This window comes from Sphingobium sp. CR2-8 (assembly GCF_035818615.1).
In the GTDB taxonomy this organism is placed as follows: domain Bacteria; phylum Pseudomonadota; class Alphaproteobacteria; order Sphingomonadales; family Sphingomonadaceae; genus Sphingobium.
In genome coordinates, this window is record NZ_JAYKZY010000002.1 from 1061362 (window position 1) to 1082005 (window position 20644).

The window sequence follows — 20644 nt, forward strand, 5'->3', positions numbered from 1 at the left end:
AATTCATGGGGTGATGGTGGCCTTTGCGGGCCGCGCCTGTCCGTCCTCCGCCTTGGTGGTCGGGCTGAGGCGAAATTCGAAATGGCGCGGGGTCAGCGGCACCCGATATTGCGGCAGGGCGCGGCCCGGATCATTCCATGTCGTGTCGCCGCCAACGCCCGACTGGATCGCGTCCACCATCAGCGACCCAGTCGCCTGCGGTACGATATCCGTACTCTTGCGCGTGCCTGGCTCGCGCCGCGACAGATCCTCATACGGGAAGGGCAGGGCGTTCATGGTGAGCGGCTTTGGTCCCGCAATATGCAGGTTCGGCCCATTGCCGCCCGATAGCTGCATCCAACGCACGTCGGTCTTGGTCCCGCTTTCCTGCGGACGGATGAAGTCATGATGCTGGTCGGCCAGCGCGCCACGCCACAGGGCGATCATCGCGCTGGTCTTGCGGTCGGCATAGCTTTCATGCGGCCCGCGCCCATACCAGGTGACCGTCTGGAAACCGCCGGTGGTGGCAAAGCCAAAGCCGATGCGCAGCGGGTCGGGCAGATCGGACTTCAATGGCTTGAAGTCGCCCTCCACCTTCAGGCTGCCGTCGCCCGCCAGCGAGTAGCGGGTCGCAAACGCCACCTGTCCTTCGCCCATCAGGTATCGCACGGTGACCGAAGCGCCATCCCGGCCCTGCGCGGTTGTCAGCGATTGGAGCTGTCGCTTGCTCGACATATCCTCCCACAGCTTGTTCCATTCAGGCTTGCGTGTGCCCGCATCATTGTCTGTCAGCGCCCGCGTAAAGTTGGGCGCCCCGCCGGATAGCAAAGTCGTGCCGCCCGAAGCATAGTCTGAAATCAGGCCGGTCGCCCGGTCGATGGTGAGCGTCGTGACCCCCGCCTTCAACACCAGTCGCCCGTCCTCCAGGCTGAGCGTGACCTTACCCGCACGCGGCGGTTCGGCAGGCACGGGCACCGCGCCAAGAGCAAATTGCTCCCAGCCCACGACGGTCCCTGTCTTGACCAACGGGATGCTGCCTTCCTTCGCCAGAGCGCGGACCGTCAGCAGATATTCCGCACCCGCCTTACGTGGGTTCGCGGGCAGCGGGACCGCAAATTCGCCACTACCGCGCGCCGCAGCGTTTATGCCCGACAATTTGCCGGACGCGATGGTCACGCCATCCTCATCCAACTGCCAGTCGAAGTCGAAACCGCTTAAATCCCGGAAGTCATGCCGGTTCAGCACCGTGATCCGGCCGCTGGCGGCATCGGACGCGCTGAACTGAATCGGCGAATAGACTTTCTGCACCTCGAACAGCTGCGGATTGGGGGTACGGTCGGACTGGAGCAGTCCGTCGCCAAACTCGATCTCGCCGCGCGGATTATCGCCAAATGCGCTGCCATCGCCCCAATAACGCCGACCGTCCTTGGTATAGCGATAGATGGACTGTTCCACCCAGTCCCAGATGAAACCGCCCTGCAACCGGTCGGGATGGGCGTAGATGGCGTCCCAATAGTCCTTGAAATTGCCACCCGAATTGCCCTGCATATGGGCATATTCGCATTGGATCATCGGCTGCTTATGTTCGCGGTGCGCGGCATAATCCAGCATCTGGTCGATGCTGTGATACATGGGCGCGTAAATATCGGAATAGGGCAGCGGACGGTGATTGCTGGTCTGGCTCCAGCCCAGGAAGGAGATCAGGCGGCTGGGGTCCAGCGCGCGCGCCGCAGCGGCGGCCTTCGCGAAGCTGGGACCGACGCCCGCTTCATTCCCCAGCGACCAGAAAATGACGGAGGGATGGTTCTTGTCGCGCTCCACCATGTTGAGCACGCGGCTGACATGAGCACCCTCCCATGCGGGGTCATAACCGAGCATGAATTTCGCATCGTCCTTCGCCTTGTTGGCGGCCGACAGATATTCATGACTCTCGATATTCGCCTCATCCATGACGTAAAGGCCATATTCGTCGGCCAGCGCATAGATGCGCTCGTCATTGGGATAGTGCGAGGTGCGCAGCGCATTCACATTGTTGCGCTTCATCAGTTCGATGTCGCGGCGCATGGATTCTTCGGAGATGACATGGAATGTTTCCGGGTCATGCTCATGTCGGTTGACGCCGCGGATGAAGATCGGGCGACCGTTCACGGTCACCATGCCGTCCTTGATCGCTACCGTGCGGAAGCCGATGCGCTGCGATGTGGCTTGCACCACCTTGCCATGCCGGTCGAGCAATTCGACCAGCAGCGTGTAGAGGTTGGGCGTCTCGGCCGTCCACGGCCTGACCGCTGGAACCGTGCCGGTCATCGACAGCGTCGCGCCACTGACTTTCGCGCTCTGCGTCAGCAGGATGGCGTCGCCATCCCGCACGGTCATGCGCGCCGTCAGCCCCTTTGCAGCGGCGGAGGGTTTCAGCGCCACTTCCAGCGTGCCGTCGCGATAGTCGGCGCTCAAACCGGGCTTGGCGAAGATGTCGTCGATCCGGGCCTGGGGCGCCGCGATCAGATAGACCGACCGCTCGATCCCCGACACGCGCCAGAAATCCTGGTCTTCCAGATAGCTGCCGTCCGACCAGCGATAGACCTGAACGGAAACGCTGTTACGTCCCGGCTTCAGATGGCGGCTGATCGCGAACTCGGAGGGAAGCTTGCTGTCTTCGCTATAGCCGACCTTCTGGCCGTTAACCCAGACATAATAGGCTGACCCTGCGGCCCCGATATGCAGGATGACATCACTGCCCTTCCAGTTTGCAGGCAGGTCGAAATCGCGGCGGTAGGAACCGACCGGATTATTCTCATGCGGGATCAGCGGGCGGTTGGGGGGAAGGGGTAGCGGACATTATTGTAGAGCGGGCGGTCGAAGCCCTGCGTCTGCCAGTCGGCGGGAACCTTTATGTCCTTCCAGCCCGACAGGTCGAAACCGGGGCTGGCGAAGTCCATGGGCGCTTCGTCGGCATTTTGCGTATAGGCAAATTTCCATGTGCCATCGAGCGACAGGAACCGGCCCGATTGCGTCCTGTCATTGTCCAGCGCCAGCTTTTCGCTCTCGAAGGGGAACCCCGTGGCATGAGCAGGCAGCTTGCCACGCGCGAAAATGGCTGGATTTTCCCAATCCGGGCGGTCGGCGGACACCTGCGGCTGGATCGGGGCGGGCACGGGAGCGGCAGCCATGCTCAGAAAAGCGAGCGCCGGGAGACGAAGGGATTTTATGGCAGAAAACTCCATTCGAGGATTGAGACGGGCTGGTCGAAATCCAGCCGCGCATAGCGACCGCGGCCTGCGGCGGGCAGAATGATCGGCGACCCCTTGGCCTCCTTCATACCGCCGACGGGATACCATGCCTGTCCATCGCCTGAAACGCTCAGACGATAGCGAATCGCTTTATTCGGATCGGCGAGGCGGATTTGGCTGCGGCCGATCATGCGGCTGCGGCCTGCATCGGCCTGAAGCCAGGACGCCCCGGCAGCGGAGGTCCAACCGGTCGCATAATTATCGTCGCCCGCCAGGTCCGCTTTCCCGGTCGAAGCAGCCAGCGCATAGGGCAGCGCTTTGCCCCTCCGCTTCGCTGCCCCCGGCACATCTGGACCCTCATGGGTCGGCACGACCGCCTTCAGGCGATCCCCCTGCACGATCAGCCGGTCGACCGCGATCTGCCGCAGCACCTGACCGTCCGCCGAAGGGAAAGGCAATGCTTGCCGATGGTAGAGGATGAAATCCTTGCCGCCTGCACGAAATACCGCATGGTGGCCGGGGCTGATGATCTGCTTGGCCGCATCCGTTTCCAGCAGCGCCCGGTCGTCCGGCTCCATGAACGGTCCCATCGGCGACGTGCCGACCGCGTAACGGACCTGATAGGTGTCCTTCGTCGTATTGCCCCAGCTATAGGTCAGGAAATAATGGCCGCCACGCTTCACCATGAAGGGCGCTTCGAAATAATGCGCGGGGGTCACATCCTTGGGCTCGCCATCGAAAGTCACCATGTCGGGCTTCAGCTTCACGACGAAGCAGCGACCGTTGACCCAGTTCAGCCCCGACCCCCAATAAAGATAGGCCTGCCCGTCATCGTCCACGAACGCCTCGGCATCGATCATGTGATAGCCGGGTTTGGCGTTGCCGGGGATCAGCGGTTTGCCGCCATTGGCATCACGCCACGGCCCGCCGGGATCATCGGCTACGCCCACCCACACTTCGCTGCCGACCGAGACATACATCCAGAAGCGGCCATCCCGGCCACGCACGACCGAAGGCGCCCAGACCCGGCTCTTGTTGGAAGTCGGGCTGGTCGCGGCCGTCTTGGTCGGCCAGTTGGGCGTGGAGAAGGTCCAGTCGCGAAAATTGCGTGAACGCCACAGGCCCAGCGTCTCGCCGCCCCACGGGTCCATCGTCGCGAAGACGAACCATTCCCCTTTGTAATGCACGATCGACGGATCGGCGAAGGTGCCGGGGATCAACGGATTGCGCGCGCCCGGCTTGAACGCGCCGCCATCCTGCGCAACGGCCATCGTCGCGAGCGCTAGCAGCGACAACGGCACAATCCGTGCGAGCATGCGACCTGCGCCCCTCATCGCATCGACGCGCCGATGGCTTCCAGCGATCGCCGCTTGGTTTCGGGGAAGAAGAACAGCACCACGACGAACTGGAGCGCCATCATCGCCGCGAACACCGCAAAGGGCAGCGCGCGCGCATGGGCGGCGACCAGCGGAAAGGACATGGCGATGATCGCATCCATGAACCAGTGGACCGAGGAACCCAGGCTTTGGCCGCGCGAACGGACGTCGGTGGGAAAGATTTCCGCGATGTAGACCCAGATCACCGCACCTTGCGAGAAAGCGAAGAAGGCGATGAAGCCGATCAGCAGCCACAGCAACCAGCCCTGATGCGTCCCGCTGGAGAAGATCGCCGCAACGCCAGCCAGCGCCAGCGTCAGACCCACCGAGCCGATCAGCAACAGCGTCTTGCGCCCGATCCGGTCGATCACCGTCAGTGCCAGCGCAGTGAACAGCAGATTGCACGCGCCGATGACGATCGCCTGCCGGTCGGCTGACACGCCGCTGAAACCGGCAGCGGCGAAGATATCGTTGAGATAATAGAGGATCGCGTTGATCCCCGACAACTGGTTGAAAGACGCAATGGCGATGGCCAGCAACATCGGGCGGCGGTGCGCGATCCAGCTGAGGCGTGGCGCCTTGGCAGTCGCTTCGGCCCGGCGGTATGTGCTGATTTCGCCGGGGACGTCCGCGACGCCCAGATCGGTCAGAATGCGTTGCGCTTCATCCTCGCGACCCTTGGCCACCAGCCAGCGCGGGCTGTCGGGAATGGTGCGCATCAGGCCCAGAAGCAACAGCGCGGGCAGCGCGGTCACGCCGAATTTCACATGCCAGTCGAGGTCGCCAAGATTGAGGCTGGTGACGAAATAATTGCTGAGATAGGCGACGAGGATGCCCAGAACGACGTTCAACTGGAAAGCGCCCACCATCATGCCGCGCTTTTCAGCAGGCGCGATTTCCGCGATATAGACCGGCGCCAGCACCGAAGACGCGCCGACCGCAAAGCCGGCCATTAGGCGGAAAAGCAACAGTGCAGGCCAACTCCACGCCAGCAGGCAACCGATGCCGGAAACGACATAGAGCAAGGCGATGAATTTCAGCGAAGTACGCGCGCCGTAGCGATCGCCGGGAACACCGGCCAGCAATGCGCCCGCCAGCGTACCCCACAAGGCGCTGGACACCGTGAAGCCGACGCCCGCCGCATCCAGGCCGAATGCTGCCTTTATGCCTTCCGTGGTGCCGGCAATGACCGCCGTATCGAATCCGAACAGGAGTCCGGCCAGCGCGCCCACCAATACGCCATGGAAAAGCTTTGCATTCATTACCTATTCTCCATGACGGCATGGCCGGGCGAAAATTGCCCGGCCATGCTTTAACTTCAAGTCTTTGAGCCTGGTGAGAGCAGACGGCTCAATTGCATCCCATCAGAGCGAGAAATTCACGCCGACGCGGAAGGTCCGACCGATCGCATCGAAGTCGGAAATGCCAGATGCGCTGTTCGCGACATAGGGGTTTATCAGCTTGTTGAAGACATTGGTCACGCTCAGATACCATTCGGCATCCTTGCCACCCATGTCGACCTTCGCCCCCACGCGGGTATCGACCAAAATCTGACCCTTGAAGTTGCGCTGCGGCAGGTCGGTTGCCGCCGTACCCTTGTCGAATGCGCCGCCGCCAATATACCGGGCCTGATTGAACAGCGAGAAGCGGCCCATCTGCAGGTCGACCTGACCCGTGGCGCGCCAATGCGGCGCTACGCCGACCTGGCCCGCGCGATCCACTGGCCTGACACCGGGTGTTTCCTGGATATAGCGGTCGATATAATTGCCCAACAGGCGGGTGTTGAGCATTGCGCCATCGCGCAGCCAGTCGGCACCAACGCGATAGCTTGCCTCGAAATCGATGCCGCGCGTCTTGAACGAAGCGAGGTTCTTGGTCGCCACGTCGATCTGCGTCAGCACCCCGCTGGCATCACGATAGACAAAGGCGCATGATTCCGCGCTGCCATTTCTACAGTCTTCCAGTGTCTGCTGGAAGGACAGGGAAGCGATCGCGTCCTTGATCTTGATGTCGTAGAAATCGACCGACAGGTTGAAGTTGCGCAGGAACGATGGCGAATAGACGAAACCAAAGGTCAGCGTCTGGGCAATTTCCGGACGCAGATTGCGGTTGCCGGTGACGACGGAGCGGACATTGGTCGCCGTCGTGCCGGTGATCACGTCAAATACGGTCGGCTGATAGCTGGTCGTACCGCGCTGGTAGAGTTCGTACAGGCTGGGCGCGCGAATATCACGCGAGCGGGTGCCGCGAACACGCAGGTCGTCGAACAATTGCCAGGTAAGGCCGGCCTTCCATGTGGTGACTACGCCGCTGGTGCTGTAATCGGTACGACGAACCGCACCGTTGAAGTTCAAATCCTGAATCAGCGGCAAATCCTTTGCCAACGGAATGTTCAGCTCCAGGAAGGCTTCCTTCACATTATATTTGCCGCTCTGCGCCTTGGCATTGCCGACGCGATAGGCGCCTTCGGCATTGGTGACGGGATTGAAGGCTTCCGACAGGGGATCGACCACCTGGTTGAAGCTCTGCCGACGATATTCGACGCCAGTGGCAAAGCCCAGATCGCCAGCCCACAGGGTAACGGGGTTCCCTGCGATCGATGCGGCAGCGACATATTCCTTGAACACCTGATCGGCGGTGTTGGTGCCGGTGACATAGTTCAGCGCGGCCGGGGACACGGAATTGTTGCCGAATACGTTGATCGGCACGCATCCGTTGGTCGGATTGGTCAGCGTCGAGCGACAGACGATCTGGCCGCTGCTGTTGCGTACCGCATCTGAGGCATTCACATAATTGGCCTGGAGCAGGTTGTTGGACAGCGACAGGTTACGTTCGTTGCGCGCCGCCTCACCATACACATTCCACTTGAGGTCGCCGAATATGGAACCTTCGGCGCCCAGCACGCCACGGAAGGTTTCATTGACGACGTTGACATGGGTGCGCGGCAGGTCGGTGTCATAACGGCCCATGGTCAGCGTCGACCCGACCGGCATCCGCGCGGCCCAGCCGGCGGGCAGATAGGCGTTGTCGCGCTGGATCCGCAACGCCGTGGTGCCGATTTGGTTGGAATAGGAACCAACCTGGTAGTTGACCTCCGTATGGCCGTAATTGCCCTCGAAGAACAGGCTGGTGGCATCGCTCAGATCATAAGCCAGACGTGTATAGCCAATCCGCTTTTCCAGCCCGGCAATGAGCGGCGCAAACTGGGTGATCGGGCCACTGCCGCCGACCATGGTGGAACCGGTGCGCAACGAACCATATTGGAAAGCGACGGGATTGCCGTTGGCATCGAACGTCGATCCTGCGATGCCCGCCGGGCCTGCGGTGATCAGCCCGCCAAAGGCCGCATTGGCTGCGCGAATGTCGCAGGCAAAGATGCGCGAAGAGGCGTTGCCCGATCCTGCCGGTACGGAAATCGGACCACAGCTCTGGCGCGAGAAGCCACGCGTGATACGATCATCCTGCCCTTCGTTGCGAAAAAATTCGCCGCTCAGCAGGAAATGGAGCCGACCGCCGGCCAGGCTGGTGCCATAGGCGAATTCCGCCTTCTGCTCGCCATTGTCACCAAAGGTGGTGATACCTGCTTGCAGGTTCGCCTTGAAGCCTTCGAACTTCTTGTTGATGATGAAGTTGACGACGCCGCCCACCGCGTCCGATCCATAAGCCGCAGATGCGCCGCCGGTAACGACTTCGACCCGCTCGACCAGCGCCTGCGGGAACAGGTTGGTGTCCACCTGACCGCTACCGTCGTTCGGGATGAAGCGGCGGCCGTCGAACAGCGTCAGCGTACGTGTGCTGCCCAGGTTCCGAAGATTGAGATAGGCGCCGCCCTGACCGCTGGAGGTCTGCGCGCCGCGAGGCCCGGTCGACCCGGAAAGAGCCGGAAGCTGCTTGAGTGCTTCACCCAGCGTGGTGGGAACGGCAGCATTCAACTGGGCCGTGCTGGTGACGGTGACAGGCGTCGGACGGTTGAAGCCACCGGTAGGGATGCGACTGCCCGTAACGACGATGTCGCTTTCGGCGTTGGCCTGTTCTGCCTGTTGAGCCTCCTGCTCGGGCGCACCCTGCGCCAGAGCGGCCGTGCTTGTCAAAAGGGCCAGCGCCGATACGCCGCCCAAAGCGGCAAAGCGATTAATCATGAGTATTCCTCCCCGGAATTTTTAAAGAATGATGGATAAAATGAAGTGAATCAGGAAAGACGCTGGGCTGATTGCAGCAGCCCGCGAATATAGCCGTAACAAAAGGCGAAGTTTTCGGCGCGCGGCGTCCAGACGGGTTGGCCATTGACGACCTGGGGGTCGTCCATGCCCGGGACATGGTCAGGCATGATCATGCCGTCATAGCCGACCTCGGCATAGACCTGCAGCGCCTTGACCATGTCGATGTCGCCTTCGTCCGGAAAGCTCTCGTTGAACTTGCCCCGATGACCCTGAATGTTGCGGAAATGGACGTTGAAGATCTTCTTACGCGACCCGAACCAGCGGATCACATCGAAAATCTGCCTGGCAGGATCGGTCAGATTCTCGCACACGGAACCCTGACAGAAATTGAGCCCATGATAGGGGCTTTCATTGATCTGGACGAAGCGTTGCAGCCCCTCCACGGTCCCCAAGACGTTGGTAATGCCCTGATAGCCGCCGGGCGGCGTGCCCGGATCCTGGGGATGACAGGCGATGCGGACCTTCGTTTCATTGGCGACCGGCACGATGCGGTCCAGAAAATAGGTGATGCGCTCCCAGAAAAGGTCGGCGTCGACCACCCCTGCGCGGGTCAACGGGGTCGCGGGCTTGGCCTTTGACTCATCCCAGCCGAAATAATGCGAGCCGCCCCGGCCAGGGACCGGATCGGTGCGAAGCACACCGAGCATGCTCATATTATATTTGACCGCAGGGATACCGGCCTTGGCGCAGTTGCGTAACGTCGTTGCAAAGGCTTCGATATCGCGATCGCGATCTGGGCCGCCCAGCATGATGGCGGGGCGCTTCTCCCTGTCGATATGGGTCGAATCCAGCATTTCGGGATGCAACATGTCAAGGCTAAGGCCATGACGCTCCGCCATTTTGCGTAGCGCCACCAGTTCATCGACCGTGGGATAGGCGCGACCATCGGCAACGGTTGCGCGGGCGCAGATATTGGTGACGCCGAACCGGGCGAAGTCGGCGAAATGCGCATCGGACGATGGCATGCTCTGGCAGCCCAGCTTCATCAGATAGGGATGGACAGCCGACGGGCGCGCGGATTTCACTGGCTTGGCGCCTGCACCATCGGCAGCACCCGACCCCAAAGCCATGGGCAGCATCGTGCCCGAAGCTAATATGAATGTCCTGCGGTCCATAATCTCTCCATCAACCGCCCTGAGAAGGCCGGCGTCTTGCCACACGCTTCTTTGGCGACCCAATGACAATGGAAATGTCGAAAAACCATTGCCAATTATGGATCGATCGATGCCAAGCGGACAATCTGCCTTAGGCTGCCAGCGCGAATGATTTTTCTGTTGGTTTGATAATCCGTGGTCCTCAGCCGCGCGTCGCTGCCCGGTTCAATCCAATTACTGCATCGATTGCCTTATGAATTGGGTTTGATCGCCCATCGTCCAGCCGATAGGTGGCGGGCGACAAAGGCAGAGCTGATGTCTTCAGCTTTGCCCGTCGTCAGTGGATATGGCGGCAGCCGCCTCTCAAGCCAGTCGGTCTGGTTCGCGATCGCTCTGCACGGCGATTGCCGAACTGCGCTGGTTCGGGCTGGAGGTAATGCGCTCCGACTATCCACTGGAACAAAGCGGCCGGCAGGTTCCTTATCGAGCCTGCCGGCCATAGGGGCCATCGCCTACATCCTTACATCGCCTGCCGTTCCGCCAGAAGATAGGCGCCAATCAGCCCCGGCGGCTCGACACAGACAGGCGGCACAATTCTTTGCGCCATCGCTTCGGCGCTTGTGGCGGCGCTGAAATAGCCGGCGAGCAACTCGGCGGTGCGCGCATGGATCAATGGAAACAGGCGCTGCTGCTTCATGACGCCGCCGCCCAGCACGATCCGCTCCGGCGCCATCGTGAGGAACAGCGTCACGCAAAGCTGCGACAGATAATATGATTCGACTTCCCAGAAAGGATGATCGTCTGGGAAGTGCGATGGCGTCTCACCCCAAACCGCGGACACGGCCGGCCCGCTGGCCAGACCCTCCAGACAATCGCCATGGAAGGGACAGACGCCCGCAAATCCCTCATGCATCGGATGCCGACGTGGCAGGATATGCCCCGCTTCGGGATGGCCGACCCCATGGACGGGCTGCCCACCACTGACGAGGCCAATGCCTATCCCTGTGCCCACGGTGACATACGCCAACTGGGAGATATGTGACCCAGCCGCAGCGGCCTCGGCAAGGGCGGCGGCGTTTACATCCGTGTCGATCACGACAGGGACATCGAGGATCGCCCTCGTACGCGCGACCATGTCCGCGCCATCCCATTGCCGTTTAGGTGTCGCCAATATTTGGCCGTATCGATCGGATGTCGTACGCAACTCCACCGGTCCGAAGCTGCCGATGCCGATCCCCTCGATCGCCCCATGGTGTTGCACTCGCTGGAAAAAGGAAGCGACATCGGCAAAGGTCGAGTCTGGATCGCGTGTCGGGATCGTCACTGTCTCGATCGACCCGGAATCAGCGTTACCAATTCCGCAAACAAACTTCGTTCCGCCCGCTTCGATGGCGCCGTAGATGGTCATATATTTGTCCTTGCTTGGGCAAATTCTCTGACAAGAATTTGGCCGTTCCGGGCCCATTATGAAATGCTCTGGGAGAGGATTTTGGTGACCCCGGCTGGATTCGAACCAGCGACCATTCGCTTAGAAGGCGAATGCTCTATCCAACTGAGCTACGGGGCCGTGCGCGTGCCGCGATAGCGAGGGAGCGCGCCGCTTGCAATCACCTGACCACAGGATATGCAGGAGCATATGAGCGATGGGGCGGTTCACAAAATCGGGGCAGGCGCGCTGGGCACGCGCCCGCTGCGTTATTATGATTTTTTCATGGCGGCCTTCGTCACCATCCTGCTGCTGTCCAACCTGATCGGCGCGGCCAAGCTGGCGACGCTGGGCGGCTTCACTTTCGGCGCGGGTATCCTCTTCTTCCCGTTGGGCTATGTCATCGGCGACGTGCTGACCGAAGTCTATGGCTATGCCCGCGCGCGCCGCTGCGTCTGGGCCGGGTTCGGCGCGATGCTGTTCATGGCGGTGATGAGCTGGGTGGTCGTGGCCCTGCCGCCCGCAGACGGCTGGCCCGACCAGAAAGCCTATGAAACCGTGTTTGGCAGCACATGGCGCATCGTTTTCGCCTCGCTCGTCGCCTTCTGGGCCGGGGAGTTCGCCAACAGTTTCGTCATGGCCCGGATGAAGCTGCTGACGCAGGGGCGGCATCTATGGATGCGCACCATCGGCTCCACGATCGTGGGGCAGGGGGTGGACAGCCTCCTCTTCTACCCGCTCGCCTTTCTGGGCAACTGGACCCACACGCAGGTGCTGACCGTGATGGTCACCAACTGGGCGATGAAGGTCGGCTGGGAAGCGCTGCTGACGCCCGTCACCTATCTGGTGGTCAACAGCCTGAAACGGCGCGAAGGGCTGGACGTCTATGACGAAGGCACCGATTTCACGCCCTTCCGCACACGGCTCTGACGACTATTCGCCGGGATAGGCCGCCCGCACGAAATACAGTCCGTCCGGCGGTGCGTTGAGGCCCAGCGCCGCCCGGTCCTTCGCCTCCAGCGCCGCGCGCAGATCGTCGGCGGACCATCGTCCCATGCCCACCATCGCCAGGCACCCGACCATCGATCGCACCTGATGATGCAGGAAGGATCGCGCTGCGGCGTGGACGGCGATCCGATCGCCATCCCGCACCACGTCCAGCCGGTCGATCGACTTGACCGGACTTTGCGCCTGGCAATGGGCCGACCGGAACGTCGTGAAATCATGCCGTCCCACCAGTATCTGCGCCGCATCGTGCATCGCTGCGGCGTTGAGCGGCTGGATCACCCGCCACACCAGACCCCGTTCGAATGTCAACGGCGCGCGGCGATTGGCGATCCGATAGACATAGGATCGCCCAACGCAGGAAAAGCGCGCATGCCAATCGTCCGCAACGGTTTCGCATGCCAGGATCGCGACCGGCGCGGGGCGCATGCGCGCGTTGATCGCCTCCATCAGGCGAAATGGCGCAATAGTCTTCGCAATCTCCGCATGGGCGCGCATCGCCAGGCCATGGACGCCCGCGTCCGTCCGGCCCGCCGCATGGATGACGGCGCGTTCTCCGGTTACGGCGAAGATCGCATCCTCGATCGTCTGCTGCACGCTCGGCCCATGCGTCTGCCGCTGCCAGCCCATGAAGGGGCGGCCGTCAAATTCGACGGTGAACGCATAGCGGGTCATGGTTCAGGCGTCGACCCGGCTTCCTGCGGGCATGTCGTACCCGCGCAGCAATTCGCCCGGCGACATCGCGCCTTTGCCCGCGCGCTGCACCAGTGTCGGGCGGATCGCATCATGGCCGCAGCCGATCAGCAGACTGTCGTCCAGCAATGCGCCCGCCGGGCCTGCATGATGCTCGATATGCGCCGCCAATATGCGGAACCGTTCGCCGCGATATTCGAAGAAGGCGCCGGGAAAGGGGTTGAAGGCGCGCACCTGTCGTTCGACCCGATGCGCATCCTGCGCAAAGTCGATCCGCGCCTCCGCCTTATCGATCTTGGACGCATAGGTGACGCCATCGTCCGGCTGGGCCATGGGCGGATGCAGGGACAGGTCGTCCAGCACCTCGACCATCAGCTCCGCGCCCGCCTGCGCCAGTTCGGCGGTCAGGACGCCCGCGGTCTTATCCTCGATCGGGGTGACATGCTTGGCGCGCATCGGCCCGGTGTCGAGGCCCGCTTCCATGTCCATGATCGTGACGCCGGTGATATTGTCGCCGGACAGGATCGCCCGCTGGATCGGCGCCGCACCGCGCCAGCGCGGCAATAGCGACGCATGGATGTTCATGCAGCCATGGCGCGGCGCGTCCAGAACGGCGCGGGGCAGGATCAGCCCATAGGCGGCCACTACCGCGACATCGGCGTCTAGTGCGGCGAAGGCGGCCTGCACGTCCGCGTCCTTCAGCGACACCGGCGTGCGCACTTCTATCCCCAAAGCCTCCGCGCGGGTCTGGACCGGGGAGGCGCGCAATCCCTTGCCCCGACCGGCGGGGCGGGGCGGCTGGCTATAGACCGCGACGACGTCGTGACCCGCCTTTACCAGCGCATCGAGCGCGGGAACGGCGAAATCGGGGGTGCCCATGTAGATAATACGCATGACCGATGCTCAAACCTCTTGTCGGGACGACTTGCAAGCCCTTATCTCGGTTCCATGGCATCCCCGGAAATCGAGACGCTCACCCAGGCCCTGTCCCGCTTGCCCGGGCTTGGCCCGCGTTCGGCGCGGCGCGCGGTGCTGCACCTGCTCAAGAAGCGCGAAGGCGCGATGGAGCCGCTGCTGCGCGCGCTGGAGGCGGTGAACGAACGGCTCGTGACCTGCCATATCTGCGGCAATGTCGACACGGTCGATCCCTGCGGCATCTGCTGCGATCAACGCCGCGACCCGCGCGCGCTGTGCGTGGTGGAGGATGTGTCAGACCTCTGGGCGCTCGACAAGTCGCGCCTCTTCCTGGGCCGCTTCCATGTTCTGGGCGGGCGGCTGTCCGCGCTGGAGGGGGTTCGGCCCGAGGATCTGACGATCGATGCGCTCGTCACCCGGCTGGAGCAGGGCGGCGTGGACGAAGTGGTGCTGGCGATGAACGCCACGCTGGAGGGGCAGACGACCGCCCATTATCTGGCCGAGCGGCTGGAGCGTTTCCCGATCCGCCTGACGCAACTGGCCCATGGCGTGCCCGTCGGCGGCGAACTCGACTATCTGGACGAAGGCACGCTGGCGCAGGCGCTGCGCGCGCGACGGCCGGTGGGGTAGGGGACAGGCGCTGTCCTACCGGACCGACGGCCACTAACCCTTGTGCGAGCATTGGCACGGCATCTCCACACGTTCGTCCTGAGCCTGTCGAAGGACATTCCTTCTCTTTCAGGACTGTACGGGACAGATGAAAATAGTCGTAGACGCCATCCCAACCCGTAGATTTTATAGTTTAATTTCCTACTCTTGTTCGGATATTTCAAGATGTGCGGGAAATGTGTGAAGTTAAGCGGAACGCCGCCCCATCCGCACGCCGATCCAGGCAGCCGCTTGAAATAGCGCGCCGTTCCATCTATGTTCGGCACATGGCAATCCTACCGATCCTTGAGGCGCCCGACCCGCGCCTGCGTACCATTTCGACCCCGGTCGATGCGATCGACGATGATCTGCAACGGCTGATCGACGATATGTTCGAAACGATGTACGACGCGCCCGGCATCGGCCTGGCCGCGATCCAGGTCGGCGTGCCCAAGCGCGTTCTGGTCATGGACCTGCAGGAACCCGAATCGTACGAAGAAGACGCCAAGCCGGTCAAGAAGCCGATGGTCTTCATCAATCCGCAGATTCTCAAAGGGTCGGAGGAACTGTCCGTCTATCAGGAAGGCTGCCTGTCGGTCCCTGATCAATATGCCGAAGTGGAACGCCCCGCCGTCGTCCGCGCCAGCTGGATGGACCGCGACGGCCGCATCCATGAGGAGCAGCTGGAAGGCCTGCTCGCCACCTGCCTCCAGCACGAGATGGATCATCTGGAAGGCGTACTGTTCATCGACCATCTGTCGCGCCTCAAGCGCGACATGCTGCTCAAGAAGCTGAACAAGGCCCGCCGCGCGGCCTGATCGGCTGCGCAGCCACCGTCGCAATTAGAAGGCCTCCCCAATCGCTCGGGGAGGCCTTCTTTTATGGTAGCAATGACGGATGTTATACCAAGTTGCGTTGATAGGAAGCTATAGCCAGTAGTTCCCCGGCGAAGGCCGGGGTCCAGTCCCGCGCTCAGACCTGGACCCCGGCCTTCGCCGGGGAACCGCCTTATGGGTGAGCTTCATCGCATTCTTGTATTACCCCATCCCCTCGGTATCCAGCGCATAGCCCGCCGAGCGCACCGTGCGGATGATGTCCTGATATTGCCCATCGGCGTTGATCGCCTTGCGCAGGCGGCGGATATGGACGTCCACCGTGCGCAGTTCGATGTCGCTGTCCTGACCCCAGACGCTGTCGAGCAGCCGCTCGCGCGAGAAGACCCAGCCCGGATGCTCCAGGAAATGCTTGAGCAGCCGGAACTCGGTGGGGCCGAGCGGGATCACCTGGCCGCTGCGGCGCACCTTGTGGCCAACGGTATCCATCTCCACGTCGGAGAAGGTCAGCGTCTCGCCGGCCAGCGCCGGGCGCACGCGGCGCAGCACCGCGCCGACCCGCGCCACCAGTTCGCGGGGGCTGAAAGGCTTGGTCACATAATCGTCCGCGCCCGTTTCCAGGCCCCGGACGCGATCCTCTTCCTCGCCGCGCGCGGTCAGCATGATGATGGGCACATTGGCGGTGCCGTTCATGCGGCGCAGGCGGCGGCACACTTCGATACCGGACAGGCTTTCGACCATCCAGTCGAGCAGCACGATGTCGGGCACATTTTCCTGCGCCATCAGCAGCGCTTCTTCGCCGTCGACCGTATGGGCGACCTCGAAATCCTCGCGCTTGAAATGCCAGATCAGCAGTTCGGCCAGCGCCGCGTCATCCTCGACCAGCAGCATTTTCGCTCGTGCCATGGTCTAATCCTCCGGCTGCATGTCGGGCCCACGCTCGCGCTCGGGCAGGGTCTGGCCGGTCGCGGCATAATAGACCATTTCCGCGACATTGGTCGCATGGTCGCCGATCCGCTCGATATTCTTGGCGATGAACAGCAGGTGCGCGCACTCGCTGATCGTCTTGGGGTTTTCGACCATGAAGGTGACGAGCGTGCGGAACACGCTGTTGTAGAAATCGTCCACCACCGTGTCGCGCTCGACCACCGCCAGCGCCAGATCGGGATCGCGCGCGGCAAAGGCGTTCAGCGCATCATGCACCATCTCGCCTGCAACCTGCCCCATCGACGGCAGCAGCGAAATGGGTTCAAGGATGCGAGAGTTGGTCGCGATCAGCGGCACGCGCTTGGCGATATTCTTGGCATAGTCGCCGATCCGCTCGACCACGCTCACGATCTTCAATGCCGCGATCACGTCGCGCAGGTCGTTAGCCATCGGCGCGCGGAGCGCAATCACCTGGATCACCAGCTTTTCGACTTCCGCCTCGATCGCGTCGATGCGCTTGTCGTCGGCGACCACCTGCGCGGCCAGCACCCTGTCCTGCCGTTGCAGCGCCAGCATCGCATTCTCGATCGCCGCTTCTGCCCGTCCGCCCATTTCGGCGATCAGCCCGCGCAGCCGGTCAATTTCCTCGTCAAATGCCTTGATCGTATGTTCAGCCATTGTCTCTCTCCCCGGATCAGCCGTAGCGGCCGGTGATATAATCCTTGGTCCGCTCCTGGCGGGGATTGGTGAAGATGTCGGACGTCACGCCATATTCAACCAGGTCGCCCAGGTGGAAGAAGGCGGTCCGCTGCGACACGCGCGCGGCCTGCTGCATGTTATGCGTGACGATGACGATCGCGTATCGGCCGCGCAGTTCGTGGATCAGCTCCTCGATCTTGGCCGTCGCGATCGGGTCCAGCGCGGAGCAAGGTTCGTCCATCAGGATCACCTCCGGCTCCACCGCGATCGCGCGCCCAATGCACAGCCGCTGCTGCTGCCCACCCGACAGCGCCGTGCCGCTGTCATGCAGTCGGTCCTTCACCTCGTCCCACAGGCCTGCGCGACGCAGCGACTTTTCCACGATCACGTCCATGTCCGCCTTGCCAGCGGCCAGGCCGTGGATGCGCGGGCCATAGGCGATATTTTCGTAGATCGACTTGGGGAAGGGGTTGGGCTTCTGGAACACCATGCCCACCCGTGCGCGCAACTGCACGACGTCCATCGAGGGGGCGTAGATATTCTCGCCGTCCAGCGTGATCTCCCCCTCGACCCGCGCGGAAGCGACGGTGTCGTTCATGCGGTTGAGCGTGCGCAGGAAGGTCGACTTGCCGCAGCCCGACGGGCCGATGAAGGCGGTGACATGGTCCATGCCGACGTCGATCGACACGCCCTTGATCGCTTGTTTCTCGCCATAGAAAACCTTGACGTCGCGCGCGGACATTTTCGGGTTTTCGATGGCCAGCCTGGTTTGTTCTTCTGTCATGGGTGTCATTACCACCGTGTTTCAAACTTGTTGCGCAGATAGATGGCGAGGCCGTTCATCGCGAGCAGGAAGGCCAGCAGAACGATGATCGCGGCGGAAGTCTTTTCTACGAAGCCCTTGGACACTTCGTCGGACCACAAGAAAATCTGCACCGGCAGCACGGTCGCCGGATCGGTGATCCCGCCCGGCGGGGTTGCGATGAAGGCGCGCATGCCGATCATCAGCAACGGCGCGGTTTCGCCTAGCGCGCGGGCCATGCCGATGATCGTGCCGGTCAGGATGCCGGGCAGGGCGAGGGGCAGCACATGCTGGAACACCACCTGCACGGGACTGGCCCCGATGCCGAGCGCGGCGTCGCGGATGCTGGGCGGCACCGACTTGATGGCATTGCGCCCGGCGATGACGATGACCGGCATCGTCATCAGCGCCAGCGTCATGCCACCGACCAAAGCGGCCGATCGCGGCAGATGCGCCAGGTTCAGGAAGATCGACAGGCCCAGCAGGCCGAAGATGATCGAGGGCACCGCCGCCAGATTGTTGATCGACACTTCGATGATGTCGGTCCACCAGCTTTTGCGGGCATATTCCTCCAGATAGAGCGCCGTGGCGACACCGATCGGGAAGCTCAGGATCAGCGTGACCAGCATCGTCAGCAACGATCCCTTGAACGCGCCCCAGATGCCGACCTGCGTCGGATCGGTGCCGTCGCTGGCGGACAGGAAATTCCAGTTGAAGCCGGTCGCCAACAGGCCCTGCTGCTTTAACCGCGTGACCGCCGCTTCCATGTCCGGCGAACTCTGGCTCTTGGCCGCCAGGTCCAGCGCGGTGGAGGCGGGCACGTCGATCGTCGCGGTGCGGGCCAAGATTTTGGGATCGGCCTTGATCGCATCGCGGATGCTGATCCAGGCGGTGGGCGACAGCAGCGCATCGGCCTGATCGCCCAGCGCCGCCTTGGCGACAGTGCCCGTCACCATCGGCAGATTGGCGTTATTGAGCGCCTCGTCCGTGATCGCATTGGGATCGAGCAACAGCGGAGACGCCGGGAAGTCGACCTTCAGCGCGATTTCGGTCCGGGTAAAGCCGCGCAGGCCATTGCCCATCATGGTGATCAGCAGGAAGGCCAGGAAAGACGCGGACAAGACGACGGCGAACAGGCCGGCGAATTTGAAGCGACGCTCGGCGGCATAGCGCCCCGCGATCCGCTTGCGCATGTCCTCCGACTTCCAGTCGGTCGGGTTTCTCGCGCTCATTGCGCTAATCTCCGTGTCGAGAGCGTAAACTCTACCCCGTTCGGGCTGAGCTTGTCGAAGCCCTGTTCTTGTTCAAAAGAAGGAAGGCCCCCTTCGACTGCCTGCCTGCGGCAGTCGCTCAAGACAGGCTTCGACAGGCTCAGGGCGAACGGCATGTTAATCTGCGCGCTCATTCATAAGCCTCGCGATATTTCTTCACGACCCGCAGGGCCACGATGTTGAGCAACAGGGTGACGATGAACAGCACCAGCCCCAGCGCAAAGGCCGCCAGCGTCTTGGCGCTGTCAAACTCCTGGTCGCCGGTCAGCAACTGGACGATCTGGGTCGTCACCGTGGTCACGCTGGCGAACGGGTTGATCGTCAGGTTGGCGGCAAGACCAGCAGCCATCACCACGATCATCGTCTCACCGATGGCGCGGCTGACGGCCAGCAGCACGCCGCCCACGACGCCGGGCAGGGCGGCGGGGATCAGCACCTTGCGGATCGTCTCGCTGGTCGTCGCGCCCATCGCCAGGCTGCCGTCGCGCATCGATTGGGGCACGGCGGCGATGCTGTCGTCGGCCATGGAGGAGACGAACGGAATGATCATCACGCCCATCACCAGCCCTGCGGCCAGCGCGCTTTCGGATGAGGCGCCATGGATGCCGACCGCCGCGGCAAAGTCGCGCAGCGCGGGCGCAATCGTCAGCGCGGCGAAATAGCCATAGACGACCGTCGGCACGCCCGCGAGCATCTCCAGTGTCGGCTTCATCCACTTGCGCACCGTAGGGCTTGCATATTGGGTGAGGTAGATGGCGCTCATCAGGCCCAGCGGGATGGCGACGATCATGGCGATGATCGCGCCGATGAAGATGGTGCCCCAGAACAAGGGCACCGCGCCGAACGCGTCTTCATTGCCATAGCCCATGGCGGCCGATTGCGGCGACCATTTGGTGCCGAACAGGAAGTCGATGGGATTGACCATCGAAAAGAAGCGGAAGCTTTCCCACAGCAGCGACGCCACGATGCCAACCGTCGTGATGATCGCGATCAGCGATGCGATCAGCAACGACGCCATGACCAGCCGCTCGACCCGCGTCCGCGCCCGGAAATCGGGGCGGACGCGGGTGAAGGCGTAGGCCCCCCCGGCGAAGGCCAGCACCAGCGCCAGAACCGTGCCTGCGATGCCATATTTGTCTAGCGCCGCGCGATAGGGTTCGACCAGTCCCTGCGACAGCGGGTTGAACGCGCCCGCCTGACTGCCGCTCGCGATCGCGCGCGCTTCGCCCAATATGGCGGAGCGGGAGAAGGCGTCGACCGGCAGGCTCTGTGCCGCCGGGTCCGCCAGCACGCTCTGCGTAACCAGGCCGGGCGCGACATTGGACCAGACGGCCAGGAACAGGATCGCCGGGACCAGGGTCCACAGCGCCACATACCAGCCATGATAGCCGGGGAGGGAATGGACGGCGTCGCGCCGCCCGGTCGCCCGCGCCACGGTCTGTAGCCGTAGCGCGCGGGCGCGGGCGCTGACCCAGGCGATCGCGCCCAGGCCCGCCAGCAGCAGGAGGATGGCTGGTCCGGTCATG

At 62.7% G+C, this 20644-nt stretch carries 17 protein-coding genes, 1 tRNA gene and 1 pseudogene; 3 read left to right on the forward strand and 16 right to left on the reverse strand.

Annotated features, from left to right (window positions below; genetic code table 11):
* Nucleotides 1-3: 3 nt before the first annotated feature.
* The 8 genes and pseudogenes from U5A82_RS09070 to U5A82_RS09110 all read right to left on the reverse strand — a co-directional run bounded on the left by U5A82_RS09070 (nucleotide 4) and on the right by U5A82_RS09110 (nucleotide 11466).
* A complete protein-coding gene (locus U5A82_RS09070; RefSeq protein WP_326290275.1) occupies nucleotides 4-2511 on the reverse strand; it encodes a glycoside hydrolase family 2 TIM barrel-domain containing protein in 2508 nt (835 codons plus the stop codon).
* An 18-nt stretch (nucleotides 2512-2529) separates the two neighbouring features.
* Nucleotides 2530-3203: pseudogene (locus tag U5A82_RS21790) on the reverse strand (sugar-binding domain-containing protein); the annotation flags it as partial.
* Nucleotides 3185-4525, reverse strand: coding sequence for a family 43 glycosylhydrolase (locus U5A82_RS09085; RefSeq protein ID WP_326290279.1), 1341 nt, complete (start codon nucleotides 4523-4525; stop codon nucleotides 3185-3187). The gene U5A82_RS09085 and the pseudogene U5A82_RS21790, both read right to left, overlap by 19 nt.
* Nucleotides 4526-4539: 14 nt before the next feature.
* Nucleotides 4540-5847, reverse strand: coding sequence for a sugar porter family MFS transporter (locus U5A82_RS09090; protein WP_326290281.1), 1308 nt, complete (start codon nucleotides 5845-5847; stop codon nucleotides 4540-4542).
* Nucleotides 5848-5949: 102 nt separating this feature from the next.
* Nucleotides 5950-8724, reverse strand: coding sequence for a TonB-dependent receptor domain-containing protein (locus U5A82_RS09095; protein WP_326290283.1), 2775 nt, complete (start codon nucleotides 8722-8724; stop codon nucleotides 5950-5952).
* 50 nt (nucleotides 8725-8774) lie between these two features.
* Nucleotides 8775-9920 carry a mannonate dehydratase gene (locus U5A82_RS09100; protein WP_326290284.1) on the reverse strand — a complete coding sequence of 382 codons (1146 nt, stop codon included), beginning with the start codon at nucleotides 9918-9920 and terminating at the stop codon, nucleotides 8775-8777.
* A 499-nt stretch (nucleotides 9921-10419) separates the two neighbouring features.
* A complete protein-coding gene (locus tag U5A82_RS09105; protein WP_326290286.1) occupies nucleotides 10420-11307 on the reverse strand; it encodes an ROK family protein in 888 nt (295 codons plus the stop codon).
* 82 nt (nucleotides 11308-11389) lie between these two features.
* Nucleotides 11390-11466: transfer RNA gene (locus U5A82_RS09110), tRNA-Arg, on the reverse strand.
* A 69-nt stretch (nucleotides 11467-11535) separates the two neighbouring features.
* Between U5A82_RS09110 and U5A82_RS09115 the strand changes: the two genes are divergently transcribed.
* A complete protein-coding gene (locus U5A82_RS09115; protein WP_326290287.1) occupies nucleotides 11536-12255 on the forward strand; it encodes a queuosine precursor transporter in 720 nt (239 codons plus the stop codon).
* A gap of 3 nt (nucleotides 12256-12258) precedes the next feature.
* On the opposite strand, the gene truA is transcribed toward U5A82_RS09115, so the two are convergent.
* Together truA and fmt are read right to left on the reverse strand one after the other, a co-directional pair.
* Nucleotides 12259-13005 (reverse strand): tRNA pseudouridine(38-40) synthase TruA, encoded by a 747-nt coding sequence (truA, locus tag U5A82_RS09120; protein ID WP_326290289.1) that lies wholly within the window; start codon nucleotides 13003-13005, stop codon nucleotides 12259-12261.
* Nucleotides 13006-13008: 3 nt separating this feature from the next.
* Nucleotides 13009-13917: a methionyl-tRNA formyltransferase gene (fmt, locus tag U5A82_RS09125; RefSeq protein WP_326290291.1), complete on the reverse strand. Its 909-nt coding sequence runs from the start codon at nucleotides 13915-13917 to the stop codon at nucleotides 13009-13011.
* A gap of 54 nt (nucleotides 13918-13971) precedes the next feature.
* On the opposite strand from fmt, the gene recR reads away from it, so the two are divergent.
* Nucleotides 13972-14568 carry a recombination mediator RecR gene (gene recR / locus U5A82_RS09130; protein WP_326290293.1) on the forward strand — a complete coding sequence of 199 codons (597 nt, stop codon included), beginning with the start codon at nucleotides 13972-13974 and terminating at the stop codon, nucleotides 14566-14568.
* 305 nt (nucleotides 14569-14873) lie between these two features.
* Nucleotides 14874-15404, forward strand: coding sequence for a peptide deformylase (def, locus tag U5A82_RS09135; RefSeq protein WP_326290295.1), 531 nt, complete (start codon nucleotides 14874-14876; stop codon nucleotides 15402-15404).
* A gap of 219 nt (nucleotides 15405-15623) precedes the next feature.
* Here the strand turns inward: def and phoB are convergent, their stop codons facing one another.
* The 6 genes from phoB to pstC are packed head-to-tail and all read right to left on the reverse strand — an operon-like array spanning nucleotide 15624 to nucleotide 20643.
* On the reverse strand, nucleotides 15624-16325 hold the full coding sequence (gene phoB / locus U5A82_RS09140; protein WP_326290297.1) for a phosphate regulon transcriptional regulator PhoB: 702 nt from the start codon (nucleotides 16323-16325) through the stop codon (nucleotides 15624-15626).
* A 3-nt stretch (nucleotides 16326-16328) separates the two neighbouring features.
* Nucleotides 16329-17024, reverse strand: coding sequence for a phosphate signaling complex protein PhoU (gene phoU, locus U5A82_RS09145; protein ID WP_326290299.1), 696 nt, complete (start codon nucleotides 17022-17024; stop codon nucleotides 16329-16331).
* A 16-nt stretch (nucleotides 17025-17040) separates the two neighbouring features.
* Nucleotides 17041-17829, reverse strand: a complete 789-nt coding sequence (gene pstB / locus U5A82_RS09150) for a phosphate ABC transporter ATP-binding protein PstB (protein WP_326290301.1) — start codon at nucleotides 17827-17829, stop codon at nucleotides 17041-17043.
* A gap of 8 nt (nucleotides 17830-17837) precedes the next feature.
* Nucleotides 17838-19079: a phosphate ABC transporter permease PstA gene (gene pstA / locus U5A82_RS09155; protein WP_326290302.1), complete on the reverse strand. Its 1242-nt coding sequence runs from the start codon at nucleotides 19077-19079 to the stop codon at nucleotides 17838-17840.
* Nucleotides 19076-19252: a hypothetical protein gene (locus tag U5A82_RS09160; protein WP_326290304.1), complete on the reverse strand. Its 177-nt coding sequence runs from the start codon at nucleotides 19250-19252 to the stop codon at nucleotides 19076-19078. Before U5A82_RS09160 ends, pstA begins: the two co-directional genes overlap by 4 nt.
* The gene (pstC, locus tag U5A82_RS09165; protein WP_326290306.1) at nucleotides 19249-20643 is read right to left on the reverse strand and encodes a phosphate ABC transporter permease subunit PstC; all 1395 of its coding nucleotides are present in this window, start codon (nucleotides 20641-20643) and stop codon (nucleotides 19249-19251) included. Before pstC ends, U5A82_RS09160 begins: the two co-directional genes overlap by 4 nt.
* Nucleotide 20644 lies beyond the last annotated feature (1 nt).